Consider the following 25,633-nt stretch of genomic DNA (forward strand, 5'->3'; position numbering starts at 1 on the left):
CCGCCGTCGGCCAGCGTCTGCTCCAGCCAGTCGAGGTAACTCGTTAGCGCAGCGGTGGCGTCGGCGGCGCTCGGGCGCTTCATGCCCGCCGTCATCGCCGCCCGGTCGGCCGCGAAGGCCTGCAGCACCTGCGGCGGCAGGCCGCCCATGATGGCCATGAAGCCCTTGGGCTGCATCACGTGGCTGATCATGGCCCAGAACAGGTCGGTGTCGGCCCACTGGGCGACGATGCGGGCCGGACCGGGCTGCAGCTCGGGCGCGACCAGCTCGCCCATCAGCGCGGTGTCGCAGTAGATGTCGGCGCCGATCTGCAGGAAGGGCGTGCGCCGGTAGCCGCCGGTCAGCGCCAGCACGTCCGGCTTGGGCAGGATCACCGGCACGTCCACGCTGCGCCAGGCGAGCTGCTTGTAGCCGAACAGCAGGCGCATCTTCTCGGAGAAGGGCGAGCCGGCGTAGTGGTGGAGGATCAGGTCGCTCATGGCTGCCTTCTCATGTCGATGTGGGCGATGCCGTCTTCGTCATAGGGCTCGCCCCGCTGGACGAAGCCGAGGCTCGCGTAGAAGCGCTGCAGGTGCGCCTGCGCGCCGATGTCGATCGGCAGGCCCGGCCAGCGGGCACTGCATTCATCGATCGCCCGCTGCATCAGCGGCCGGCCAAGGCCGCGGCCTCGGCCGGCCGGGGCGGTGACGACGCGGCCGATCATCGGGTGGACCTGGGCCGCGCCCTTCACGCCGGGCGCCAGCAGGCGGGCGCAGGCGAGCAGCTCGCCATCCTCGTAGCCCAGCAGTTGCCAGCAGCCGGGGTCAAGGTCGTGGCCGTCCGGGTCCAGGTAGACGCAGGCCTGCTCGACGACGAAGACCGCGCTGCGCAAGGCCAGCGCCGCGTAGAGCTGGCGCGGCGCCAGCTCTTCAAGCCTGGCGCAGATCCAGTCCATCAGACCAGCTTGACCAGCTGCTTGCCGAAGTTCTTGCCCTTGAGCAGGCCCAGGAAGGCCTCCGGCGCCGACTCGATGCCCTCGGCCACCGACTCGCGGAACTTCAGCTTGCCCGTGGCGACCAGCGTGCCCAGCTCCTTCAGCGCCTCGGGCCACACTTCCATGTGCTCGCTGACGATGAAGCCTTCGAGCTTCATCCGGTTGGTCAGCAGCAGCTGCGGGGCGGCCATCGGGATCGGCTCGCCGTTGTAGCCGGAGATCATGCCGCACAGGGCGATGCGGGCGAAGGCGTTCGAGCGCAGCATCACCGCATCCAGGATCTTGCCGCCGACGTTCTCGAAGTAGCCGTCGACACCGGCCGGGCAGGCGGCCTTCAGCGCCGCCGACAGCGACTTCACGTCCGGATGCTGCTTGTAGTCGATGCATTCGTCGAAGCCCAGCTCCTCGACGACATAACGGCATTTGTCAGGGCCACCGGCCAGGCCCACGGCGCGCGCGCCGCGCAGCTTGGCCAGCTGGCCCACCACGCCGCCCACCGCGCCGCTGGCCGCGCTGACGACCACCGTCTCGCCCGCCTTGGCGGCGATGATCTTCGTGAGGCCATACCAGGCGGTGACGCCCGGCATGCCCACGGCGCCCAGATAGGCCGACAGCGGCACGTGCGTCGTATCCACCTTCTGCAGGACGCCGCGCTGGTTCGCGTCGACCAGCTGGTACTGCTGCCAGCCGCCCATGCCGACGACCTTGTCGCCGGCCTTGAAATGCTCGTTCCGGGACTCGACCACCTCGCCGACCGTGCCGCCCAGGAACACCTGGTCCAGCGGCTGGGGCTGCGCGTAGCTCTTGCCGTCGTTCATGCGGCCGCGCATGTACGGGTCCAGGCTCAGGTAGTGGTTGCGCACCAGCACCTGGCCCTCGGCCAGCGCCGGGACCGGCGCCTCGACCAGGCGGAAGTTGCCGGTGGTGGGTTCGCCCTGGGGGCGCGAGACGAGATGGATCTGCTTGTTGATCGTGGTGCTCATGGTGGTCGTGCCTCCTGCTGGTGCGGGGATCCGATTCTCCGCAAAGGCTGCGATTCAAGCACGCCCCATCGCAGGGCACCGTCCCGGGAGCGACAAGCGCCCGATTCACAGAACTTTGCCGGCCTCTACGCATAACCGCCAACCTGCACGGACGCCAAAGCCTTCCTACACTATCAGCTGATACCGACCAACATCGAGGGAACCGCCGCGTGAGCGCAAACGACACCTTCGCCGACCCGCAGCGCGAGTTCGGCTTCCTGCTGCGCGACCTGGCGCGGCTGCATGCCCTGAACTTCGAGCGCCTGGCCGTCGGCAGCGCCATCGGCGGCCTGACGCTGGCCCAGTGCCGGGTGCTGGCCTACCTGCAGCGCAACGAGGGCATCTCCAAGGCCCGCCTGGCCGCGCTGACCGACACCGATCCGATGACCCTGGGCCGGCTGCTGGCCCGCATGGCCGAGGACGGCCTGGTCGGCCAGCGCATCGACCCCGCCGACCGGCGCGCCCACTGCCTGCACCTGACCGAACAGGCCCAAGGCGTGCTGGCGCAGATCTGGGAGATCGGCGACCGCAACCGCGAGGAGGCGCTGGCCGATTTCGACGAGGACGAGCGCCGCCTGCTGATGAAGCTGCTGCGCCGCGTCCAGGCCAATATGGATACGGTGATGCCCGGCGCCGCCGACCGCAAGGAGTCCCCGCAATGCTCGTAGGCATCGTCCGCGTGGCGCTGACGCGCCCGCTCACCTTCATCGTGATGGCGCTGCTGCTGCTGGGCATCGGCCCGCTGGCCGCCCTGCGCACGCCCACCGACATCTTCCCGGACATCAAGATCCCGGTGATCGCCGTGGCCTGGCAGTACACCGGCCTGCCGCCGCAGGAGATGGCCGGCCGCATCTCCACGCTGTTCCAGCGCTCGCTGACGACGACCGTCAACGACATCGAGCACATCGAGGCGACCAGTTATGCCGGCGTGGGCATCGTCAAGATCTTCTTCCAGCCGGGCGTCAACGTCGCGGTGGCCAACGCGCAGGTCACCGCCATCGCGCAGGTGGCCGTGCGCCAGATGCCGCCGGGCATCACGCCGCCGCTGATCCTGAACTACAACGCCTCGACGGTGCCGATCCTGCAGCTGGCGCTGTCGGGCAAGGGCCTGTCGGAGCAGAACCTGTTCGACCTGGGCGTCAACACCGTGCGCACGCCGCTGGTGACCGTGCCCGGCGCGGCCATCCCCTTCCCTTACGGCGGCAAGCAGCGCCAGGTGATGATCGACCTCGACCCGGCCGCGCTGCAGTCGCGCGGGCTGTCGGCGCAGGAGGTGTCGCTGGCGCTGGCGGCGCAGAACATCATCGTGCCGGTGGGCACGCAGAAGATCGGCGAGCAGGAGTACACGCTGCAGCTGAACAACGCGCCCTCCGCGATCAAGGACCTGGGCGACCTGCCGATCAAGGTGGTCAACGGCGCGACGATCTACATCCGCGACGTCGCCAACGTCCACGACGGCAATGCGCCGCAGACCAATATCGTGCACGTGGACGGCTCGCGCTCGGTGCTGATGTCGGTGCTGAAGAACGGCTCCACCTCCACGCTGGCCATCGTGGACGGCATCCGCGCCAAGCTGGCCGAGATGAAGTCCGGCTGGCCCGATGCGCTGAACGTGGTGCCGATCAACGACCAGTCGATCTTCGTGCGCGCCGCCATCAGCGGCGTGGCGGTGGAAGGCTGCATCGCCGCGGCGCTGACCAGCCTGATGATCCTGCTGTTCCTCGGCAGCTGGCGCTCCACGGTGATCATCGCCGTCTCGATCCCGCTCTCGATCATGGGCGCGCTGATCGGCCTGGCGGCCCTGGGCGAGACGCTCAACATCATGACCCTGGGCGGCCTGGCACTGGCGGTGGGCATCCTCGTCGACGACGCCACGGTGACGATCGAGAACATCAACTGGCACCTGGAGCACGGCAAGGAGGTGGAGACCGCCATCATGGACGGCGCCCGCCAGATCGTGACGCCGGCCCTGGTCTCGCTGCTGTGCATCTGCATCGTGTTCGTGCCGATGTTCTTCCTGACCGGCGTGGCCCGCTACCTGTTCGTGCCGATGGCCGAGGCGGTGATGCTGGCGATGCTGTGTTCCTTCATCCTCTCGCGCACGCTGGTGCCGACGATGGCGAAGTACCTGCTGAAGCCCCACGTCCATGCGCACGAACGGGAAGATACGCGCAACCCGCTGATCCGCTTCCAGCGCGGCTTCGAGGCCCGCTTCGAGCACATCCGCCGCGGCTACCGCGGCCTGCTGGAGCTGGCCATGCACCACCGGCCCACGGTGGTGATGGGCTTCGTCGGCGTGATCGCGGTGTCGGCCTGCCTGATCCCCTTCCTGGGCAGCAACTTCTTCCCCTCGGTGGACGGCGGCCAGATCCTGATGCATGCGCGCGTGCCGGTGGGCACCCGCGTCGAGGAGACGGCGGCGCGCTTCGCGAAGATCGAGGACGCGGTGCGCCGCGTCATCCCGGCCGAGGAGGTGAGCACCATCGTCGACACGCTGGGCCTGCCGCAGAGCTCGATCAACCTGACCTACAACAACACCGGCGTGATCGGCACGCAGGACGGCGACGTGCAGATCGCGCTGACCAAGGAGCACCGCCCCACCGCCGACTACGTGCGCGAGCTGCGCGAGAAACTGCCGCGCGAGTTCCCGGACACGGTCTTCAGCTTCCCGCCGGCCGACATCGTCAGCCAGATCCTGAACTTCGGCGCCCCCGCGCCGATCGACCTGCAGATCCGCGGCAACAACCTCGCCGGCAACTTCGAGTACGGCAACAAGCTGCTGAAGAAGATCCGCGCCATCCCCGGCGTGGCCGATGCGCGCATCCAGCAGTCCAACAAGGCGCCGGTGTTCAACGTGGACATCGACCGCACGCGGGCGCAGGAGCTGGGCGTGACCGCGCGCGACGTCACCAACAACCTGGTCGTCAACCTCGCCGGCAGCAGCCAGGTGGCGCCGACCTTCTGGCTCAACCCGGCCAACGGCATCAGCTATGCGATCGTGATGCAGACGCCGCAGCACAAGCTGGACGGGCTGTCGGACCTGGCCAACCTCCCGGTCGGAGGAAATTCGCAACCGCTGGGCGGCCTGGCCACCTTCACCCGCAGCACGTCCAACGCCACGGTGAGCCAGTACGACATCCAGACCATGGTGCAGATCAACGCCGCCACCGAGGGCCGCGACCTCGGCGCCGTGGCCGCGGACATCCGCCGTGTCGTCGAAGAGACCAAGGGCGAGCTGCCCAAGGGCTCCAGCGTCGCGCTGCTGGGCCAGGTGCAGACGATGGAGCGGGCCTTCTCGGGCCTGCTGTTCGGCCTGCTGGGCGCGATCGTGCTGATCTACCTGCTGATCGTCGTGAACTTCCAGTCCTGGAGCGATCCGGCGGTGATCGTCAGCGCCCTGCCCGCGGCGCTGGCCGGCATCGTGTGGATGCTGTTCGCCACGCACACCACGCTGAGCGTGCCCGCGCTGACCGGGGCCATCATGTGCATGGGCGTGGCCACCGCCAACAGCGTGCTGGTGATCAGCTTCGCCCGCGAGCGGCTGGAAGAGCTGGGCGATGCCGTCGCCGCCGGCCTGGAAGCCGGCTTCGTGCGCTTCCGCCCGGTCCTGATGACCGCGCTGGCCATGATCATCGGCATGCTGCCGATGGCGCTGGGCCTGGGCGAAGGCGGCGAGCAGAACGCGCCGCTGGGCCGCGCGGTGATCGGCGGCCTGGTCTTCGCGACCGTGGCCACGCTGGTCTTCGTGCCCGTCGTCTTCAGCCTGGCCCACCGCCGGCCGGCTCCCAAAGCATCGTCCGTCATCGGAGAGAGTTATGTCGTCTGAGTCCACCACCCTGTCACGGGGCCGCCTCGCCACCAGCGCGCTGCTGATCGTGCTGATCGCCGCCGGCATCGTCGTCTATGGCGTCGTCACCCGCCGCTCCGACGCGGCCCGCCTGAACGAGCGCGCCGAGGCGCTGGCCGTGCCCACCGTCAGCGTGATCGCGCCCAAGGCGGCCGGCAATGCCGCCACGCTGGAACTGCCCGGCCGCATCGAGGCCTTCGCACGCGCGCCGCTGTATGCCCGCGTCAGCGGCTACCTGAAGCGCTGGACCGCCGACATCGGCACCCCGGTCAAGGCCGGCCAGCTGCTGGCCGAGATCGAGACGCCCGACCTCGACCAGCAGCTGCTGCAGGCCCAGGCCGAGCTGGCCAGCGCCAAGGCCAATGCGGCGCAGGCCGCGGTGACGGCCAAGCGCTGGCAGTCGCTGCTGGGCAGCGATTCGGTCTCGCGCCAGGAGGTCGAGGAGAAGACCAATGACCTCACCGCCAAGAACGCCGCCGTCAAGGCGCTGCAGGCCAATGTCGATCGCATCCAGTCGCTGAAGGCCTACACCCGCATCACCGCCCCGTTCGACGGCACGGTCACCACGCGCAACACCGACGTCGGCCAGCTGATCAACGTCGGCAGCGGCGCGGCGGGCAGCGAGCTGTTCGTCGTCTCGGACACGCGCAAGCTGCGCGTCTACGCCAGCGTGCCGCAGACCTATGTGGGCGCGATCAAGCCGGGCACCAAGGCGCGGCTCTCGGTGCCCGAGCATCCGGGCCAGACCTACACGGCCACGGTGCAGTCCACCTCGCGCGCGATCTCGGCCAGCTCTGGCGGCATGCTGGTGCAGCTGACCGTGGACAACGCCACCGGCGAGCTGCTGCCCGGCGGCTCGGCCCAGCTGAGCCTGGACCTCCCCGGCCTGCCCGGCACGCTGGCGATCCCGCCCGGCGCGCTGATCTTCAACAAGGCCGGCCTGAACGTGGCCACCGTCGGCGCCGGCGACAAGGTGCTGCTGAAGCCGGTGACGGTGGCGCGCGACCTCGGCGCATCCATCGAGGTGGCCACCGGCCTGACGGCCGGCGACCGCGTGATCGAGAACCCGCCGGACGGCGTCGGCAACGGCGACGCGGTGCGGGTGCGCCAATGATGAAGCGGCTCACGCTCGTCTCGGCGCTGGTGCTGGCCGGCTGCGCGTCCACGCAGCAGCCACCCGCCGAGCTGCCGCAGATCCCAGCCGTCGCGGCCTTCAAGGAAGGCGCGCCCTGGACCGCCGCCGCCCCGGCCGACCATGCGCCGCGCGGCGACTGGTGGACGCTGTACGGCGATGCCGAGCTGGACGGGCTGCAGAAGCGCCTGGCCGAAGGCAGCCCTGACCTCGCCGCCGCGCTGGCCCGCTACGAGCAGGCCCGCGCCGCCACCACGCAGCTGCGCGCGGCCGAGCTGCCCTCGCTGAGCGGCTCGCTGAACCTGCAGCGCGACCGCCAGGCCGAGCTGCGCCCCCTGCGCGTGCTGGGCCCCACCTCGCCGGACACCTACGGCTCCTACACGGCGGGCCTGGACCTGGAGTACGAACTGGACCTGTGGGGCCGCGTGCGCCAGCAGGTGAACGCCGGCCTGGCCAGCGAGCAGGCGGCGCAGGCCGACCTGGCCTCGGCCCGGCTCTCGCTGCAGGCCCAGCTGGCCGACAGCTATATCGCCCTGCGCGGCCTGGACCGCGACTACGCGCTGCTGCACGAGGCGGTGCAGGCCTACGACAAGGCTCGCGCGCTGATCCGCCAGCGCCACGAGGCCGGCGTCTCCAACGGCCTGGACCTGGCCCGCGCCGAGGCGCAGCTGGAATCGGCCCGCTCTCAGGCCCGGCAGTCGCAGGCGCAGCGCGCGCTGGTCGAGCATTCGATCGCCGCGCTGCTGGGCGAGCCGGCCTCGAACTTCAGCATCGCCCCGCGCCTGGCCGACATCGCCCTGCCCGCGATCCCGACCGGCCTGCCCTCCACGCTGCTGCAGCGCCGGCCCGACATCGCCGCGGCCGAGCGCCGCGTCACCGCCGCCAACGCCAGCGTGGGCGTGGCGCGGGCCGCGGTCTTCCCTTCGGTGATGCTGAGCGCGCTGTTCGGCTACCAGAGCAGCGACCTGAGCCACTTCATCGCCGCGCCCAACATCTTCTGGGCGCTGGGCCCGACGCTGGCCGGCAGCCTGTTCGACGGCGGCCGCAAGAAGGCCGAGATCGCCCGCACCCAGGCGGTGCTGGACGAGAACGGCGCGCGCTACCGCGGCGTGGTGATCGGCGCCTTCCAGCAAGTGGAGGACCAGCTGGCGCTGCTGCAGCACTACGGCGCCGCCGCCGAGGCCGAAGCCGCCGCGCTGGCGGCCTCCGAGCGCGCGCTGACGCTGGCCAACAACCGCTACCGCGAGGGCGCCGCCAGCTACCTGGAAGTGGTCACCTCGCAGACCGCCACGCTGCAGAGCCAGCGCAGTGCCGCCGAGCTGGCCACGCGCCAGCGGCGGGCCAGCGTGCAGCTGATCAAGGCGCTGGGCGGAGGATGGACGGCCGGTTGATGGACCAGCCCATCGTCGGCTTCCACCAGGACGAGGAAGGCCACTGGGTGGCCGAACTCGCCTGCGGCCACAACCAGCATGTGCGGCACGACCCGCCGTGGCAGAACCGGCCGTGGGTCGTGACCGCGGCCGGGCGCGAGGCGACCAAGGGTCAGGTCTTGCCTTGCCGCAAATGCGAGCAGGGCGCGCCGCGGGACTGGTGGCCTACTCCACCCGCCTGATCCGGCCCGGCTGCACCTGGTCCACCGCCTCGGGATGGGCGGGCAGGTAGTCGAGCAAGGCGTCGAGGTCCACGCCGAGCACGGTCCGGTCGCGGCCCTGGCGCATCACGGACAGGCCCTCGCCCCCATCGGCCATGAAGCCGTTGGCGACGATGCGGTACGAGCGCGCGTCGTCGAGCGGCTGCCCGTCGACCTGGACCTCCACCAGCCGGCTGCTGCCGTCGGCCGCGCGCGCCCAGCTGTAGCGCAGACTGGACGAGGGCTGCAGCAGGCGCGGCGCGCTGGTGCCGCGCGGCAGCTGGTGCGTGAGCAGCTCGCGCAGCTGCGCGCCGCTCAGGGTCAGTGCAACCAGCTCGTTATGGAAGGGCTGGATGGCGGTCAGCTCGCTGAGGTTGACCGGCCGCGCCGGGCTCGCTTCCAGATCGGTGCGGATGCCGCCGAGGTTCATCAGCGCCACCACGGGGCCGGCGCCTTTCACCGTATCGTGGGCGCGCGCATAGGCGGCCTGCGAGTCGGCGATCAGGTTGCCCAGGCCGGCATCGCCGTCCGGGTCGGTGGGCGTGCGGCGCAGACCGTGGGCGACCGTGGCGATCGGGCGCAGGCGCACCGACTCGGTCAGCTTCTCGGCCTCGGCCTCCAGCGCCGCGAAGGCCGGGGCCGGCGTGTAAAGCGACTGCAGCACCGGCACGTTGACCGCCTGGGCATCGAGCACATGGCCCTGTCCATCGACCTGCAGCGTCGTCTGCGTCACCCAGGCGCCGAAGCTGCCGGCCTGCACCAGCAGCCGTCCGTCGACCTTGCAGGTGTAGGCCATGTGGCTGTGGCCGCTGACGATCATCGCGTAGTCCTTGGCCAGGCGATGGGCAATGTCCACGCCGCGGCCGCCGAGGCCCGCGCAGGCATAGCTCGGGTCGTTGGCCGGGCCGCGCCATTCGGCGCCCTCGTGCATCACGGCGACGAGCAGCTGCACGCCCTGGGCGCGCAGCTCGGGCACCAGCGCGTTGAGCGTGTCGGCCTCGTCGAGGAAGCGCAGGCCTTCCATATTGCGAGGCAGCGAGACCTTGGGCGTGTCCTTGGTCACCACGCCGACGACGGCGAGCTTCAGGCCCTGCACCTCGCGGATCACGTAGCTCTGGAACGGGGTCTTGCCCGAGCTGTCGATCAGGTTGGCGGCCAGGTAGGGGAAGTGGACGCCGCTGTAGCCGGGTAGCGGGCAGCCGGTGGCCGGGCAGCGGCCGGCGAGCTTGTCCTGCAACGCGGGCAGGCCCATGTCGAGCTCGTGGTTGCCGAGCGCGGAGGCGACCAGGCCCAGCTTGTCGAAGGCCGCGAGGCTGGGTTCGTCGTCGAGCAGGGCCGAGTTCAGCGGCGAGGCGCCGATCAGGTCGCCGGCGGCGACAACCAGCGCATCGGGATGCTGGGCGCGCAACTCGTCGAGTGCGCTGGCCAGGTAGGGGATGCCACCGGCCGCCTGCGGCCTGCCGAGGCTGCCGTCGGCCTCGGGCAGGCGCAGCATCGCCGGCGTCGGGCCGCGGGACTGGAGGTAGCCGTGGAAGTCGTTGATCGACAGGACGGTCAGCGTGCGCGGACCGGCCGGCTGCGTCGCGACGCAGCCGGCCAGCCCGACAGCCGCCACCACCGCTGCAGCACGGAGCAGCAAGGATGAAGACGACGTCATGGATCAGAAGAACGAAGCGCTCAACGTGACCATCACCGCACGCGGCGCCAGCAGGTTGTAGGTGGCGGCGCTGGAGTACAGCGTGTTCTTGCCGGTGTCCACGTCGTTCACGGCGCCCTTGGTGGCCAGGAAGTTGGTGGTGTTGGCAAAGGTCAGCGCCTTCTTGTCGGTCAGGTTGGAGACGTTGACCTTCAGCTGCGGCTTCTTCAGCCAGCCCGACACATCGTCGAAGTTCCAGCCGGTGTTCAGGCTGACGGTCGAGTAGCCCGGCGCCTTCTCGGTGTTGACCCAGTCCGCCCAGAAGCTGCTGCGGTAGTTGGCGTACAGGCTCGCCCAGAAGGGGCCGTGGTGGAAGCTGGCGCCCAGGTTCAGCGTGTTGCGCGGCACGTCGACGAAGGACTTGCCCTGGGTCGGGTAGGTGCCGTCGCCGATGGTGGCCGTGTTGGTCATCATCGTGGACGTCGTGTAGGCGTAGGACGCGTACAGGTCCAGGTCGCTGTAGACCTTGTAGCTAGCCTCGGCATTGAAGCCGCGCTGGTGCAGCACCGGCACTGCCAGATAAACCGTCTGCGCGGTGACGCTGTCATAGCCGGAGACCTGCTTGTTCTTCAGGTTGGAGGCGTAGACGTCCACGCTGGCCGAGACCGGGCCGGCGTAATAGCGCCAGCCCAAGTCCACGGTGTCCGCGGTCTCGGGCTTGTTGGTGCCGATGGCGTTGAGCTGCTCGTTGGTAAGACCGCTGCGCACCAGCTCGGCGGGGTTCTGGCGGTAGTACTCGATCACCGCATTGCTCTGCGTGATGACGCCGTTGACCGGGGCGCGGAAGCTGCGGCCGTAGCCGGCGTAGAACTGGTTGGCGTTGTCGAACTGGAACTTGACGCCGACCGACGGGGTGAACTTGTTCCAGCTATTGCTGGAGTAGCCGCCGAACTGCTGCGAGTAGACCGGCCCGGCCGTGGCGCCCAGATGCTGATAGCCGACGCCTTCGCGCGTCACGCGGGTGTAGGCGCCACCGGCAGTGATGGTCCACTTGTTGTCCGGCGTCCAGTCATTGCTGATGAACAGGCGGCCCAGCTTGGTCTTGGTGTAGTCGAGGTAGTTGTACTGCGGGTCGCCGCTGGCGGTGTACTTGACCAGGTTGCTGTTGGCCCAGATGTCGGCCGGATTGCCCTGTGCATCGACGGTCGTGTAGACCTGGCGCTGCTCCTCGCGCGGCACGTCGAGCCAGAAGCCGTAGGTCAGCGTGTCGGTGGGGCCGAAGTCCTGCACCAGCTTGGCGATCACGCCCGGGCGCCAGGTGTCGGAGCCCGAGTAGGAGTAGCTCAGCACCTTCTTGTTGTTGGTGACCTGGCCATCGCCGTCGAGGTCATAGTTGACGTAGCCGAAGCGGCCGATGTTGGCGGCGGCGGTGTTCTCGGTGAAGGTGAAGCCGGAGCCGGCGCCACCTGAGCCGTACTGGAAGTAGGGCACGACCGACAGGTGCAGCGAGTCGCTCAGCGTGAACTCGCCGTCCAGGCTCACCATATAGCTCTCGAACGGGTTGGTCTTGAGCTTGTAGTAGCTGGTGTCGGTGGTGGACGCCATCGTGGCGTTCCAGTTGGTGTAGTAGTTGGCCGCGGCCTGCGCGGCGGTCAGCATCTGGTAGCCGCCGATGCGCACCTCGCGGTTGTACTGCAGCGAGGCCGAGATCGAGTTCGCGCCGTCGATGGTCCAGACCGACTTGCCGTCGATCTTGTCCACCTTGGCATGGCCCACGCCGCGCCACAGGTCGGCGCTGTTGTGCGAATAGGAGAGCCAGGAGCGGATCGCGCCGGTATCGCCGGTCTGCAGGCGCACGAACTCGCGGCGGTAGTTGTTGCTGCCGCCGGTCACGCTGGTGTCCAGGCTGAACTTGTGCGAGGGGTCGATCGTGGACCAGGCGATCGTGCCGCCGGCCGCGCCGGCCACCGCCTGGTCGACATCCGGCCAGCCCTGCAGCACGGTGATGTCGTTCATGTTCTCGGTGTCGCCGTACTCGGTCGGGTAGACGCGGTAGTTGCCGCTGTCGTTGACCGGCGCGCCGTTGACCGTCACGCCGATCTGGTCGTTCGTGAAGCCGCGGATCTGGTAGTTGCTGTCGAACAGGCCGGTCGGGTCGTCGGTGATCGCGACCACGCCGGGCATGCTGGCGATCATCTGGCCGTAGTTGGCCCCCGGGGCGGCCTGGGTGATCGCGCTGCGGGTGATCGTGGAGACCGCCTTCGGTGCGATCTGCACCGTCATGAGGCCGCCGCCCAGCGAGTGGCTCTGGCCGCTCACCTCGATCTTCTCGAGCTGCTCCATCGCGCGCTGAGAGGCGTTGGCATTGGTGGTGTTGGAGGTGCTGGATGCGTTGGCGCGCTGCGGGGCCTTGCCCGGTGCTGCCTCCTGGGTCTGGGGCGCGTCCGTGTCGGCGGCGGTCGTGGCCTGCGCGTGGGCAGCGGAAGCGGCCAGCGCAGCGGCGGCCAGGCTCAATGCGGTCCGCGCGAAGCGGACGAGTTTCTGTTCGGTCATTCCCAATCGATCCTGTTGTTGTGAGCGCGGCGGAGTCCGCGAGCAACTTCTGCGCCACATGCCGTCGAGGCATGGCGTTAGCGCAAGGCGCGCAGCATCGCGAGCAAATGTGGCATCGCCGTGAATCGGCGGCCGCACGGGCCATGGATACCGAGTGGAAACATTCCTTCACTTCTCTTATCCCGCCGATGACATCGGCGGCACTTGCTCGTAGCATGGGTCTGCAAAGCAAGGAGGAGACGATATGAAGCTGTCAGCAGCAGCCCTGTGCCTCTCGGTCCTGTCCTGCGGCAGCATCGCCACCGCGGCCGACGCGCCGCAGTCGATGACCCTCCACCTCTCCAAGGCCGAGGACGCAAAAACCAACCAGTTACTTCAGTACCGCATCGACCTGCTCACGGCTGCGCTCGGCGCCGTGGGCGTCAAGGCCACGGTCGAGGGCTGCAAGGACGTGGACGCCAGGTCGGCCGACCGCCGCATCTCGATGGCCGTGATCCAGGGCGAAGGCTGCGACGTGATCGCCACCAGCGCCGGCGGCGAGAACACGGCCGGCCTCACGCCGGTGCCGGTACCGATCTACCTGGGCGGCGGCGGCATCCGCGCGCTGCTGATGACGCCCAACAGCCTGAAGAAGACTCACCCGCCGCTGGAACTGGCGGGCCTGCAGAAGCTCTCGGTGGGCTCGGGCACCACCTGGGCCGACACGCCGATCATGGAGGCCAACGGCATCCACGTGGAGAAGTCGCCGGTCTACCAGCAGCTCTTCGTGATGCTGCGCAAGGAGCGCTTCGACGCGCTGAACCGCGGCATCTTCGAGGTCGGCCCCGAGCTCGCCGGCATCGCCGCCGGCGGCATCGTGCTGGAGCCCTCGGCGGTGATCCAGTACGGCCAGTACGGCACCGACCTGTTCTTCTACGTCTCGCCCAAGAACACCCAGCTGCGCGATCTGCTGGCCCGCGGCATGAAGCAGCTCTACTGCTCGGGGCAGCTGCACCAGATGCTCAAGAGCCATCCGTCCAACCGCGACATGTGGGCGCTGGTGAAGCCCGACCAGCGCAGCGTCATCACGCTCAAGGTGCCGGACGTGATCACGAAGGAAGAGAAGAAGGCGCTGTCGGAGTACGGCACCGGCTGGAAGGCCGCCGGCCCGTCCAGGCAGGTCTGCGCCGACGGCGCCTGATCCGGCGGCTCAGCCGCCCAGCGCGACGAACACGTCCTGCACGTCGTCGTGCGCGTCGATGGCGGCCAGGAAGGTCTCCACCTCCTCCAGCGCCTCGGCGCTCAGCGAGGCCGGGTCGACCGGGTTCTTCGGCCGGTAGCCGAGCTTGGCCGAGACGACGTTGAAGCCGTGGGCCGGCAGCGCGCGGGCCACCAGGTCCAGCTCGGCCGGCTCGGTGATGAAGAGCATGTGCCCTTCCTCCTCGGCGGCCTCGAAATCCTGCGCGCCGGCCTCGATCGCGGCCAGCTCGCCGTCGGCCCCCGGTGCGGCGGGTGCGCCCTCGATCAGGCCGACGTGGTCGAAGTCCCAGGCCACCGAGCCGCTGGCGCCCAGCTGGCCCTTGCGGAACAGCACGCGGATCTCCGAGACGGTGCGGTTCACGTTGTCGGTCAGGCACTCGACGATCAGCGGCACCCGGTGCGGCGCAAAGCCTTCATAGGTCACGCGTTCGTAGTTGACCGGCTCGCCCAGCAGGCCGGCGCCCTTCTTGACCGCATGCTCCAGCGTGTCGCGCGGCATCGAGGCCTTGCGCGCCGCGGCCAGCACCATGCGCAGCTTCGGGTTCATGTCCGGGTCCGCGCCGCTGCGCGCAGCCAGCATGATCTCCTTGGACAGCTTGCCGAAGATGCGGCCCTTGGCATTGGCCGCGATGTCCTTGTGCTTGGCCTTCCACTGTGCGCCCATCGCCTCTACTCCTTCAATCCTGCAATGGGGCGGGTTTATACACCGGGCTAGAAGCGATGGTTGATGCCCATGGTGACGCCGGTCTGATTGGAGACACCCGCCGCGTTCAACGTGGACACGACCTTGGTCTTCCACTTGTTGCGGTCGGCCTCCAGGTAGAGCTTGGTGCGCTTGGACAGCGAGTAGTCCAGGCCGACGATGGTCATGTCCTTGCCACGGGCCTTGTCGGTGCTGGATGTGGTGCGATAGAAGCCGCCGGTCAGCTTCAGCTGCTCGGTGAAGGACCAGCTCGCGCCGCCGAAGGCATTGCGCGTGGCGGTGTTCGGCGCCGTGCCCTCCATGTCGATCGTGTCGAGCATGTAGCCGCCGGAGAGGCCGAGGCTGCCGTGCTTCCACGCGGCGCCGACGAGGTAGTAGTCCTCGTTGCGATAGGTGGTGCCGACCAGCACGCTGCGGCGGTTGTAGGAGCCGCCGGCGATCAGGTCCTCGCCCATGTACTGCAGGCCGATGCCGCGCGCCGAACCGCTGCTGTTGCTGCCCGCCACCTCGCCGAAGGAGTTCTCCAGCTCCAGGCGGAAGCGGCCGAAGTCGCCGGTGTACTTGACGTCGTTGCTGAAGCGGGTGCCGCTGGAGGCCTGGGTCAGCGGGATCAGCGGCGTGTAGTTGAAGCGGAAGGGGTCGTAGTCGAGGATGAAGTCGTGCGAGATCGTGTACTGGCGGCCCAGGTCGATCGCGCCCCAGGCGCCCTTGAGGCCGACGAAGGACTGGCGCTGGAAGAAGGTGCCGGTGGTGTTGTCCAGCGCGCCGGTGGCGAGGTTGAAGCCGTTCTCCAGCAGGAAGTGCGCCTCCAGCCCGCCGCCCAGTTCCTCGCGGCCGGCGAAGTCCAGCTTGTTGGAGCTGTTCCAGCCGTTGGTGCCCATGATGGTCTTGCTGTCGCCGGCGGCGTTGACGTTGCTGAGGTGCCGGACGCCGCCGTCGGCGGTGCCGAAGATCTTCACTTCGGTCTGGGCGTGGGCGGCTTGTGCCAGCAGCAGCGCTGCGGAGGCGGCCAGGATTGGGGATGCAGAGCGGTTCATGGTTTTGTCTCCTTGTGATTCTGGGACGCGGCAGCCCGCCCCGCAGCCCTTGCTGCGGATACGGATGCCGTCGGGTTTGCCGGTTAGTGGTGGGCGATCGCCAGCTCGGGCTCGACGTAGCCGGCCTCGAGCTCGGCCTGCAGGCGCTGGCGGTCCAGCGCCTTCTCCCAGCGGGCGACCACCACGGTGGCCACCGCATTGCCGGTGATGTTCACGAACACGAAGGCCGAGGACAGCAACCGGTGCACGCCGAGGATCAGCGCGATCGATGACACCGGGATCGCGTTCGTCGCCGCCAGCGTGGCGGCCAGCACCGCGATCGCCGAGCCGGCCACGCCGGCGCCGCCCTTGGAGGTGATCAGCAGCACCAGCAGCAGGGCCAGCTGGTGCTCCCAGCCCAGCGCCGTGTTGGTGGCCTGCGCCAGGAACACCGATACCGCGGCGAAGTACAGGCAGGTGCCGTCATGGTTGAAGGCATAGCCGCCGGGCAGCACCAGGCCCACCACCGAGCGCTCGCAGCCGAGCTGTTCCAGCTTCTTCAGCAGCTGAGGGAACACGCTCTCGGACGAGCTGGTGCCGATCACCAGCAGCAGCTCCGAGCGGATGTAGCGCATCAGCTTGAGCAGGCTGAAGCCGGCCATGCGGGCCACCGGCCAGAGCACCAGCACGAAGAACAGCAGGCAGGTCAGGTAGAACTCGCCCACCAGCTTGCCCAGGGCCACCAGCGAGCCGACGCCGAACTTGCTGACGGTGAAGGCGATGGCGCCGTAGGCCGCGATCGGCGAGACCTTCATCGCCAGGCCGATGATCCAGTACACACCCTGGGCGAAGCTCTCCAGCACGTTGAGCATCGGCTTCGCACGATCGCCGGCCGCGGCCAGGCCGAAGCCGAACAGCACCGAGACGAACAGGATCTGCAGGATGTCCCCGCTGGCGAAGCCCGAGACCATGGTCTTCGGGATCAGGTTGAGCAGGAAGAGGCTGGTGGACTCGAAGTGCTTCGCCTGCGTGATGTAGCTGTCGGCCGCGCCGGTGTCCAGCGCCGCCACGTCGATGTTCATGCCGACGCCGGGCTGCAGCAGGTTGATCGTGACGAGGCCGATCAGCAGCGCGATGGATGTGATCACCTCGAAATAGACCAGCGCCTTGATCGCCACGCGGCCGACCTTCTTCATGTCGCCGGCGTTGGCGATGCCGCTGACCACCGAGCAGAAGATGATCGGCCCGACCACCATCTGGATCAGCCGGATGAACGCATCGCCCAGCGGCTGCGAGGCCTTGCCCGCATCGGGCCACCAGTGGCCGACGGCCACGCCGAGCAGGATGCCGACGAACACCTGGAAGGAGATGTCCCGGTACCAGGGCTTCTTGATCTTCCGCGCCGGCGGCGGCGGGACGGGCGGCAGGTCTTTCATGTTCACTTCATTGTCTCCTTCGTTCTTGTGTATCGGCTCAGAGGTAGTCGTGGCAGTCGGCCAGCAGCTCGTCCACGCCGAAGGGGCGCGGCATCAGGCCCTGGCGCTCGCAGAAGGCCAGCGTCTTGGCCAGCGGGGCGCGCAAGGCCTCGATGCCGTCGGGCAGGCGCCTGCGCGCCGCATCGCCGGCCGCGGCCTTGCCTTGCAGGAACAGCCGGTACACGGCGCCCACGGCCTCCGGGTTCGCCTGCGCGACGGCCGTCGGTATCGTCAGCACGTGGTTGATCGGCACGAAGCCGTGCGTGGCCAGCCAGCGCTGGTCGGCCTCGGCGTGGTCGGCGATGACCGGCCCGATGTCCTCGTGCCTGGGCAGGTCGTTGCCGAAGATGGCGGCGTCCAGTTCGCCGTCGATCAGCATCTGCAGCATGCCCTTGCCGCCGGCCGGCGCGCGGCTGACGAAGGCGGGATCCTGGTACTCCTCCAGGTGGGCGCCCTCGAAGGTGGTCCAGCGCACGGCCTCGGGCGCGATGCCGTAGGTCTCGTCCAGGATGCCGCGCAGCCACATGCCGGTGGTCTGCGTGTAGGCGCGCACGCCGACCCTGGCGCCGGCCAGGTCCTTCACCGTCAGGCCCGGGCGATGCCTGCGGTTGTAGACCAGGCAGCCCTGCTGCAGCCGTGCGGCCAGCACGACGGGCAGCATGATGATCGGCTTGCCGTAGGCCTTGGCCTGCAGCAGCGTGGCGATGGCCAGCTCGCTGACGTCGTAGGCCTGGCGGCGGGCCATCGGGGCGAAGGCCTTGTGGATCGGCTCGATATCCAGCCAGTTGAGCTGCAGGCCGGGCTCGCGCAGTGCCCCGTCCATCAGCGGCGCGGTGTGCGGGTAGCGCTTGACGGCGGCGTTCAGCATGACCGTGCTCCCATGCGGCTCAACTCCGGATAGATGGAGCGCGCGGTGTCTCCGAAGATCCACTGCCGATCCTCGTCCGACAGCATCGCCAGCCCCGCCTGCGCCTCGGCCAGCAGCGACTTCAGCGAGCCCTCGGCCGAGGGGAAGTTGGAGCCCCAGGCGATGCGCCTGGCACCGAACGCTGCCAGCACCTTCGGCATGAAGGCCTGCGGCGTCGAGGCGCCGCGCGAGGCCTCGGTGATCGTGCGGTTGGTGAGCTTCAGGTAGACGCCCGGATGCTCGGCCAGGTCGAACAAGGGTTGTGCGGAGGCATAGGGCGGGCCGTCGGACAGGTCTGGCCGGGCCAGGTGGTCCAGCAGCACGCGGCTGCGCGGGAACAGGCCCAGCATGCGGCGCAGCGCGGGGATGCCGGCGGCGGTCATCTGCAGGCAGATCGAGATGTTGTTGGCCTGGGCGTACTCCCACACGGGAAAGGAGCGCTCGTCATCCAGCCAGTTCGCCTGGCCGGGCATCGTGGTGCCGGTCAGGAACAGGCGCAGGCCGCTGAGGCCCTCGCCCAGCCAGAACTTGAAGCGCTCCACCGCGTCCGGCGCCAGCACGTCGATCGAGAACACGCCGCAGAAGCGGTCCGGATGGGCCTTCACCGCATCGACCACGTAGCGGTTGTCGTTGCCATAGGCCGTGGAGGCCTGCACCACCATCGCATGCCGGATGCCCGCCTCATCCAGCGAGGCGAGCAGGCTCCCGTAGTCGGCCGGGCGGTGGGCGGACCAGTCGGACTGCTTGCCGCCGACCGGGGCGAGCGGGTAGCGGTCGTGGTCCGGCGAGATGGCGTGGGTGTGGGTGTCGACGTAGTCCATGACTGATTGATTAAGCTGCTTGAAGACCTGAAGCAGACTGTAGGGAGACGAGCGCTCCTGCACTAATTGATCCCGGCACCTCTGCCATAAATTAAAGTGAAGCCATGGACTCACCCCAGCTGCGCCGACTGGTGCTTTTCGATGCGGTCTGCCGCGAGGGCGGCATCAGCCAGGCGGCCGAGTCGGTCGCGCTGACGCAGCCTGCCGTCAGCCAGGCGATCAAGAAGCTGGAGGAAAGCTTCGGCGCGGTGCTGTTCGAGCGCGGCTTCGGCGGCAGTGAGCTGACCGCGGATGGCGCGCTGCTGCAGCGCCGCGTGCGGCGGCTGCTGGACCAGATCGAGGCGGCGATGCCGGCCGGCGGCAGGGCCCGTAGCCGGCGGCTGACCGATTCACAGATCCGCTGCCATGTCGCTATCGCCGAGACCGGCTCGGCGGCCGAGGCCGCGCGGCGCCTCGGCATCTCGCAGCCGGCCGTCCACAAGGCGGCGCGCGACCTCGAAGACACGATCGGCGTGCCGCTCTACCGGCGCCGGGTGCACAGCGTCTCGGCCAACGCGGCCGGGCAGGAGCTGGCCCGGCGGCTGGTGGTGGCGCTGGGCGAGATCGACCAGGCGCTGGCCGAACTGGTCACGGCCCGCGGGGAAGCGGCCGGGCGCATCGCAGTGGGCGTGCTGCCGCTGATGCCGCAGCGCCTGCTGGCACGCACGATCGGCCGCCTGCGCGAGTCCTATCCCAACGTCACCGTCACCATCCGCGAGGGCGCCCACGCGCGGCTGCTGGAGGACCTGCGCTTCGGGCGGCTGGACATCATCGTCGGCGCGCTGCGCGAGCCGAGGCTGGCGGGCAATGTGGTGGAGCGGGAGCTGTTCACCGACCCGTATGTGGTGGTCGTGCGCCGCGAGCATCCGCTGGCGAGCCGCCGCAAGGTGTCATTGAAGGACCTGGCGGCCCACGGCTGGGTCGTGCCGCAGCAGGACATGCCGCGCCGCTCGGTCGTCGACGCGCTGCTGGCCACGCTGCCCCAGGCGCCGCGCGTGCTGGTGGAGACCAGCTCGCTGGCGATGATGATGGCGATGCTGGACGAGAACGACTGCATCTCGCTGCTGTCTCGCTCGCACATCCTCTACGGCAACTACCGCAACGAGGTGGTGGCGCTGCCGGTGGCCGCGCCGCAGGCCGACCGGGCGGTGGGCTACACCACGCGGGCGGACTGGCTGCCGACGCGGGTGCAGCAGGATTTCATCGAGCAGCTGCAGGCGCAGTGCCAGCTCAGGCGGTATGCGGCCGCCGCGCCGCCTCGTACAGCGTCTTCGCCAGCTCGCGATGCCGCTGCAGCAGCGGCGCCAGCTCCACGTCCACCAGCTCGCCGCCGCGCACGCGCACCCGGCCGTTGATGACCGACAGGCTGGCATTGGCCGGCTGGCAGAACACCAGCGCGGCCACCGGGTCGTGCCAGGCGCCGGCATGGCCGACGCCGCGCAGGTCGAAGGCGACCAGGTCCGCCGCCATGCCGGGCTTCAAGGCGCCGATGTCGTCGCGGCCCAGCACCTTGGCGCCGCCCAGCGTCGCGATCTCCAGCGCCTCGCGCGCGGTCATCGCCGCGGGCCCGTGGCCCACGCGGGCCAGCAGCATCGCCTGGCGGGCCTCGCCGAGCATGTGGGCGCCGTCGTTGCTGGCGCTGCCGTCCACGCCCAGGCCCACCGGCACGCCGGCGCGGCGCATCGCACCGATCGGGGCGATGCCCGAGGCCAGGCGCATATTGCTGCAGGGGCAGTGGGCAACACCTGTCCCCGTACGCCCGAACAGCGCGATGCCGGCCTCGTCCAGCTTGACGCAGTGGGCATGCCAGACGTCCGGGCCGACCCAGCCGAGGCTCTCGGCATACTCGGCCGGCGTCATGCCGAACTTCTCGCGGGAGTAGGCGATGTCGTTGTCGTTCTCGGCCAGGTGGGTGTGCAGGGACACGCCCTTCTCGCGGGCCAGGATGGCTGCGTCGCGCATCAGCTCGCGGGAGACCGAGAACGGGGAGCACGGCGCCACGACGATGCGCTGCATCGCAAAGCGGCCAGGGTTGTGCCAGCGGGCGATCAGGCGCTCGCTGTCCTTCAGGATCGCGGCCTCGTCCTCCACCACCTCGTCCGGCGGCAGCCCGCCCTTGCTGCGGCCCACGCTCATGCTGCCGCGCGCGGCGTGGAAGCGCATGCCCATCGTGTGGGCGGCCTCGATGGAATCGTCGAGGCGGCTGCCGTTGGGGAACAGGTAGAGGTGATCGCTGCTGGTGGTGCAGCCCGACAGCATCAGCTCGGCCATCGCCGTCTGCGTGGAGACGCGGATCATCTCGGGGGTCAGCCGGGCCCACAGCAGGTACAGGTTCTGCAGCCAGCCGAACAGTTCCGCGTCCTGCGCCGCAGGGACGACGCGGGTCAGGCTCTGGTACATGTGGTGGTGCGTGTTGACCAGGCCCGGCATCAGCACATGGCCGTGCAGGTCGATCACCTCGGCGGCCCCCGCCAGCATCGCAGCCGGCAGCTCGGCCGTCGGCCCGACCCAGAGGATCTCCGGGCCGCGCATCACGACGGCGCCATCGGCGATCTCGCGCCGTGCCTCGTCCATCGTCAGCACCACTTCGGCGTGGCGCAGGACCTTCACTGCTTCTTCTTGATTCATCACTCGGCGGAATGGGCGGTGGCGGCGGCCATGTGCATCGAGCGCTCGGACGAGGCCACCCCGTTGTAGAACAGGTTTAGGATCACCGCGGCCAGCGTGCCCAGCACGATGCCGCTGTGGGTGATCGGGTGCAGCCAGGCCGGCAGGTGCTGCAGCAGCGTCGGCGACAGCGTCGGGATCAGGCCCAGGCCGATCGAGATGGCGATGACGAACAGGCCGTGGCGGTTCTGCGCGAAGTCGATGCTGCCCAGGATGCGGATGCCGGTGGCGGCCACCATGCCGAACATCACGATGCCTGCGCCGCCCAGCACGAAGGTGGGCACGCTGGCGACGACATGGGCCATCTTCGGGAACAGCGCCAGCAGGATCAGGATCAGGCCGCCGGCCGCCGCCACGTAGCGCGAGCGCACGCCGGTGACCGTCACCAGGCCCACGTTCTGCGAGAAGCTGGTGTAGGGGAAGGTGTTGAACACGCCGCCGATCACGGTGCCCAGGCCGTCGGCGCGCAGGCCGCGGGTGAGCAGGTCCGGCGTGACCTGCCGGCCGGTGATGGCGCCGAGCGCCAGGAACATGCCGGTGGACTCGACCAGGGTGATCATCATCACGATGCACATCGAGATCACCGCCGACAGTTCGAAGCGCGGCATGCCGAAGTGGAAGGGCGTGGTGACGGCCACCCAGGGCGTCTCGGCCAGGCCGTCGAAGTGCATGCGGCCCATGGCCAGCGAGACGATCACGCCGACGACGATGCCCAGCAGCACCGCGATATTGCCGACCAGGCCCTTGCCGTAGCGGCTGATGCCGATGACCACCAGCAGCACCAGGCCGGCGATGGCCAGCTTGGACGGATCGCCGTAGTCGGGGTTGAAGACGGCGTGCCTCACGCCATCGACCATCTGGATGCTCGAAGGCTGGCCGCCGCCGGCCCAGTTGATCGCCACGCCCATCAGCGAGACGCCGATCAGCGTGATCACCGTGCCGGTGACCAGCGGCGGGAACACGCCCAGCACCCGGCCCATCAGCGGCGCCATCGCGATGCCGAACAGGCCGGAGACGATCGTGGCCCCGTAGATCGCGGTGAGCCCCAGCGAGGGGTCGGTGCCGATGGCGATCATCGGGCCGACGGACGCGAACGTAACGCCCATCATCACCGGCATGCGGATGCCGAAGCCGAACAGGCCCAGCGCCTGGATCAGCGTGGCGATGCCGGCGGCGAGCAGGTCGGCGTTGATCAGGAAGGCGATGTCGGCCTTGGACAGGCCCAGGGCCCCGCCGACGATCAGCGGCACGGCCACCGTGCCGGCATACATCACCAGCACGTGCTGGAGGCCGAGGGCGGCGCAACGGCCGGCGGGAAGGCGCTGGTCGAGCAGATGGCTGTTGGTGTAGCCATCGACGGAGGTACTGCTGCGGGAACTCATCGCGTGAATCCTTTCAGGCTTAGCGGGCGATGGAAGTCTAGGCAAGGCCGCCCGCCGGCGCGAGCAGCGAATTTCGTGCCAACCGTGCAGAAAAAGTGGACGCTTGCGCGGGTTAGCCCCGATCAGGCGGCCGTCAACAGGCGCTGCAAGCCGCGGATCAGGTGGCGCGCGAGCAGGTCGGCCGCCAGGTTCGCCGGGCGGCCGGGGCGGCAGATCAGGCGCAGCGTCTGGGGGCGGGGATGCTGGTCCCGCAGCGGCACGAAGACGAGCAGCCCGCTGCGGCGCTCCTCGTCCATGTCCAGCCGGTTCAAGAGCGTGATGCCGCTGCCGCGCGCCACCATCTGGCGGATCAGCGAGGTCGAGGTGCTCTCCACCACCGGCGTGACGCGGATGTCGCTGCGCGCGAAGGCGCCGTCCAGCAGCGGCCGCAGCGAGAGCGCGGCGGCCGGCAGGATCAGCGGGTAGCCGATGCAGTCGGACAGCAGCGCCGTGGCCTGGCCGGTCAGCGCATGGCCCGGCGGCACGACGATGCCGATCGGCCACTCGCTGGTGAACAGCACCTGCACGCCGGCGCTGTCGGGCACGTCGTAGGCCAGCGCCAGGTCGCAGTCGCCATCGGCCACGCTCTTGAGCATCTCGCCGAAGGGATAGTCCAGCAGCTTCAGCCGGATGCCCGGATGCTCGACGCGGAAGCTCTGCGCCACGCCGGGCAGGAAGGCCGAGGCCAGGCCGGTGGTCGTCGCCAGCGTCACCTCGCCCTGGCTCAGGCCCTGCACGGCCGCGATGCGCTCGCGCACGCCCTCGAACTCGCGCAGCGTGGCGCGGGCATGCTCCAGCACGATCTCGCCGACCGGCGTCAGCCGCAGCGTGCCGCGCACCCGCTCGAACAGCGGGGCGCCGAGATCCTCCTCCAGGTTGAGGATCTGGCGGCTCACCGCCGTGGGCACGACATGCAGCTGCTCGGCCGCCTTGCGGATCGAGCCGGTGCGGACGACCTCGGCGAAGTAGCGGAGCACCTTGGCATGCATGGACGCATTCTGCCGCCGGCCGGCGCCCCGACTCGGCATCCTGCGCGCAGGAGACTCCTGCTGCCGGGCGCTGCTTTCTTTACCTCGCCCCGTCGAACCGTTCGCCGAGCTCCCGGGCACTCAGGCACAACGGCGCACAGCACCCGCCGGCAAGGAGCGCAACATGACACGCAATACACGGACGGGCCTGTTCGGCCTGGTGGCGGCCGGCCTGTTGCTGGCCGCCTGCGGCGGCGGTGGCGGCTACGGCGGCGGCATGGGCAACAGCAGCGGCCCGCCCATGGCCAGCGGCTTCACCGTCACCAGCCTGGTCACGGACACCAGCCTCGGCGCCTACGCCACCAGCCAGCGCGACACCCGCCTCGTCAACGCCTGGGGCGTGGCCTTCAACCCGCAGGGCTTCGTCTGGGTGGCCAACAACGGCACCAGCACCTCCACGCTGTACGACGGCAACGGCGTGCCCCAATCGCTGGTCGTGACGACGCCGGACGCGCCGACCGGCATCGTCTTCAACGCCAGCAGCACCGACTTCAAGCTCACCAGCGGCGGCGCAAGCGGCGCCAGCCCCTTCATCTTCGCCACCGAGGGCGGGCAGATCGCCGCCTGGGCGCCCTCGGTGGCGGCCACGGCGGCCCTGGGCGTCTACGACGGCAGCGCCGGCGCCGCTTCCTACAAGGGCCTGGCCATCGCGATGAACGGGGCCGCCAACCAGCTCTATGCCACCGACTTCCACAACGGCCGCGTCGACGTCTTCGACGCGGGCTTCCACCTGCTCGCCAGCGGCGCCACGGCATTCCGCGACCCCGGCCTGCCGGCGGGCTACGCGCCCTTCGGCATCCAGGCGCTGGGCGGCCGGATCTACGTCGCCTACGCCAAGCAGGACAGCACCGCGCACGATGCCACCCTCGGCGCCGGGCTGGGCGTCGTCGACGTCTACGACACGGCCGGCGCGCTGATCAAGGAGCTGGTGGTGGGCGGTGCGCTGAACGCGCCCTGGGGCCTGGCGATGGCGCCGGCCAGCGGCTTCGGCGCCTTCAACGGCGCCCTGCTGGTCGGCAACTTCGGCGACGGCAAGATCAACGCCTACGACCCGACGAGCGGCGCGCTGCTGGGCACCCTGAGCAGGAGCGACGGCGCGGCCATCGTGATCGACGGCCTCTGGGGCATCGCCTTCGGCAACGGGCTGAATGCCCAGCCGACGACGACCCTGTTCTTCGCGGCCGGCCCGAACGACGAGACGCACGGCGTCTACGGCCGCATCACGGCGAACTGAACGGCGCCTCTTCAGCCCAGCGCAAGGTCCGCTGGCGCCGCGCCGCACAGGCCCGCCAGCACCTCGACCACCATCGCGTGGTCCTCGCGCTGCGGCAGGCCCGAGACCGTGACGACACCGATCACGGTCCCGTCGGCCAGGGCGATCGGGAACGCCCCGCCATGCTTGGCGTAGTCACGCGTCGGCAGCCCCATCGACGCCTCCAGCGAGCTGCCGCTGCGCGCGTGCTCGCGGCCGATGCCGTAGGAACTGCGGCCCAGCAGCTCGACCGTGTTGCGCTTGCGGCGGGC

The 25,633-nt window shown here is 69.5% G+C and carries 21 protein-coding genes and 1 pseudogene; 8 read left to right on the plus strand and 14 right to left on the minus strand.

What is annotated here, in order from left to right:
* The 3 genes from B0W88_RS14600 to B0W88_RS14610 form a co-directional block, all read right to left on the minus strand.
* Positions 1–479: glutathione S-transferase family protein (locus tag B0W88_RS14600; RefSeq protein WP_198937841.1), on the minus strand; the 479-nt coding region annotated here is incomplete at its 3' end.
* On the minus strand, positions 476–934 hold the full coding sequence (locus tag B0W88_RS14605; protein ID WP_077035380.1) for a GNAT family N-acetyltransferase: 459 nt from the start codon (positions 932–934) through the stop codon (positions 476–478). The genes B0W88_RS14605 and B0W88_RS14600, both read right to left, overlap by 4 nt.
* Entirely contained in the window at positions 934–1,956 is a 1,023-nt protein-coding gene (locus B0W88_RS14610) for an NADP-dependent oxidoreductase (protein WP_077035381.1), read from the minus strand. Before B0W88_RS14610 ends, B0W88_RS14605 begins: the two co-directional genes overlap by 1 nt.
* 209 nt (positions 1,957–2,165) lie before the next feature.
* On the opposite strand from B0W88_RS14610, the gene B0W88_RS14615 reads away from it, so the two are divergent.
* The 5 genes from B0W88_RS14615 to B0W88_RS14635 are packed head-to-tail and all read left to right on the plus strand — an operon-like array spanning position 2,166 to position 8,586.
* Positions 2,166–2,663, plus strand: a complete 498-nt coding sequence (locus B0W88_RS14615) for a MarR family winged helix-turn-helix transcriptional regulator (protein ID WP_077035382.1) — start codon at positions 2,166–2,168, stop codon at positions 2,661–2,663.
* Positions 2,654–5,821, plus strand: coding sequence for an efflux RND transporter permease subunit (locus B0W88_RS14620; protein ID WP_077035383.1), 3,168 nt, complete (start codon positions 2,654–2,656; stop codon positions 5,819–5,821). Before B0W88_RS14615 ends, B0W88_RS14620 begins: the two co-directional genes overlap by 10 nt.
* Entirely contained in the window at positions 5,811–6,956 is a 1,146-nt protein-coding gene (locus B0W88_RS14625) for an efflux RND transporter periplasmic adaptor subunit (RefSeq protein ID WP_077035384.1), read from the plus strand. The genes B0W88_RS14620 and B0W88_RS14625 overlap by 11 nt, the downstream gene beginning before the upstream one ends.
* Positions 6,953–8,365: an efflux transporter outer membrane subunit gene (locus B0W88_RS14630; protein WP_077035385.1), complete on the plus strand. Its 1,413-nt coding sequence runs from the start codon at positions 6,953–6,955 to the stop codon at positions 8,363–8,365. The genes B0W88_RS14625 and B0W88_RS14630 overlap by 4 nt, the downstream gene beginning before the upstream one ends.
* Positions 8,365–8,586 carry a DUF3565 domain-containing protein gene (locus B0W88_RS14635; RefSeq protein WP_077035398.1) on the plus strand — a complete coding sequence of 74 codons (222 nt, stop codon included), beginning with the start codon at positions 8,365–8,367 and terminating at the stop codon, positions 8,584–8,586. Before B0W88_RS14630 ends, B0W88_RS14635 begins: the two co-directional genes overlap by 1 nt.
* Here the strand turns inward: B0W88_RS14635 and B0W88_RS14640 are convergent.
* Both B0W88_RS14640 and B0W88_RS14645 read right to left on the minus strand, forming a co-directional pair.
* Positions 8,570–10,261 carry a bifunctional UDP-sugar hydrolase/5'-nucleotidase gene (locus B0W88_RS14640; protein WP_077035386.1) on the minus strand — a complete coding sequence of 564 codons (1,692 nt, stop codon included), beginning with the start codon at positions 10,259–10,261 and terminating at the stop codon, positions 8,570–8,572. The two genes, B0W88_RS14635 and B0W88_RS14640, sit on opposite strands and share 17 nt — an antisense overlap.
* Positions 10,262–10,264: 3 nt before the next feature.
* Complete coding sequence (locus B0W88_RS14645; RefSeq protein ID WP_077035387.1) at positions 10,265–12,793, minus strand: TonB-dependent receptor; 2,529 nt, start codon at positions 12,791–12,793, stop codon at positions 10,265–10,267.
* Positions 12,794–13,037: 244 nt separating this feature from the next.
* Between B0W88_RS14645 and B0W88_RS14650 the strand changes: the two genes are divergently transcribed.
* Positions 13,038–13,973, plus strand: a complete 936-nt coding sequence (locus B0W88_RS14650; protein ID WP_077035388.1) for an ABC transporter substrate-binding protein — start codon at positions 13,038–13,040, stop codon at positions 13,971–13,973.
* Between the two features lie 9 nt (positions 13,974–13,982).
* Here B0W88_RS14650 and B0W88_RS14655 read toward each other — a convergent pair whose 3' ends face one another.
* From B0W88_RS14655 to B0W88_RS14675, 5 genes are all read right to left on the minus strand, one after another.
* The gene (locus tag B0W88_RS14655) at positions 13,983–14,696 is read right to left on the minus strand and encodes a YebC/PmpR family DNA-binding transcriptional regulator (protein ID WP_077035389.1); all 714 of its coding nucleotides are present in this window, start codon (positions 14,694–14,696) and stop codon (positions 13,983–13,985) included.
* Between the two features lie 47 nt (positions 14,697–14,743).
* The gene (locus tag B0W88_RS14660; RefSeq protein ID WP_077035390.1) at positions 14,744–15,772 is read right to left on the minus strand and encodes a porin; all 1,029 of its coding nucleotides are present in this window, start codon (positions 15,770–15,772) and stop codon (positions 14,744–14,746) included.
* Positions 15,773–15,855: 83 nt separating this feature from the next.
* Positions 15,856–17,187, minus strand: a complete 1,332-nt coding sequence (gene dctA, locus B0W88_RS14665) for a C4-dicarboxylate transporter DctA (protein ID WP_077035391.1) — start codon at positions 17,185–17,187, stop codon at positions 15,856–15,858.
* A gap of 37 nt (positions 17,188–17,224) precedes the next feature.
* Positions 17,225–18,094 (minus strand): hypothetical protein, encoded by an 870-nt coding sequence (locus tag B0W88_RS14670; RefSeq protein ID WP_077035392.1) that lies wholly within the window; start codon positions 18,092–18,094, stop codon positions 17,225–17,227.
* Positions 18,088–18,954 carry an amidohydrolase gene (locus B0W88_RS14675; RefSeq protein WP_077035393.1) on the minus strand — a complete coding sequence of 289 codons (867 nt, stop codon included), beginning with the start codon at positions 18,952–18,954 and terminating at the stop codon, positions 18,088–18,090. The genes B0W88_RS14670 and B0W88_RS14675 overlap by 7 nt, the downstream gene beginning before the upstream one ends.
* 104 nt (positions 18,955–19,058) lie before the next feature.
* On the opposite strand from B0W88_RS14675, the pseudogene B0W88_RS14680 reads away from it, so the two are divergent.
* Positions 19,059–20,207: pseudogene (locus tag B0W88_RS14680) on the plus strand (LysR substrate-binding domain-containing protein); the annotation flags it as partial.
* A 16-nt stretch (positions 20,208–20,223) separates the two neighbouring features.
* Here B0W88_RS14680 and B0W88_RS14685 read toward each other — a convergent pair.
* The 3 genes from B0W88_RS14685 to B0W88_RS14695 form a co-directional block, all read right to left on the minus strand.
* Positions 20,224–21,621 (minus strand): 8-oxoguanine deaminase, encoded by a 1,398-nt coding sequence (locus B0W88_RS14685; RefSeq protein ID WP_077035394.1) that lies wholly within the window; start codon positions 21,619–21,621, stop codon positions 20,224–20,226.
* Positions 21,621–23,042 (minus strand): nucleobase:cation symporter-2 family protein, encoded by a 1,422-nt coding sequence (locus B0W88_RS14690; RefSeq protein ID WP_077035395.1) that lies wholly within the window; start codon positions 23,040–23,042, stop codon positions 21,621–21,623. The genes B0W88_RS14685 and B0W88_RS14690 overlap by 1 nt, the downstream gene beginning before the upstream one ends.
* A gap of 122 nt (positions 23,043–23,164) precedes the next feature.
* Positions 23,165–24,070, minus strand: a complete 906-nt coding sequence (locus B0W88_RS14695) for a LysR family transcriptional regulator (RefSeq protein ID WP_077035396.1) — start codon at positions 24,068–24,070, stop codon at positions 23,165–23,167.
* Positions 24,071–24,233: 163 nt separating this feature from the next.
* On the opposite strand from B0W88_RS14695, the gene B0W88_RS14700 reads away from it, so the two are divergent.
* Complete coding sequence (locus B0W88_RS14700; protein ID WP_077035397.1) at positions 24,234–25,343, plus strand: TIGR03118 family protein; 1,110 nt, start codon at positions 24,234–24,236, stop codon at positions 25,341–25,343.
* 11 nt (positions 25,344–25,354) lie between these two features.
* Here the strand turns inward: B0W88_RS14700 and B0W88_RS14705 are convergent.
* Positions 25,355–25,633, minus strand: a 279-nt coding sequence (locus B0W88_RS14705; protein ID WP_198937842.1) for a heme-binding protein, incomplete at its 5' end; no start/stop codon positions are given.

The sequence above is a fragment of the Pelomonas sp. KK5 genome (assembly GCF_001984095.1).
GTDB lineage: Bacteria > Pseudomonadota > Gammaproteobacteria > Burkholderiales > Burkholderiaceae_C > KK5.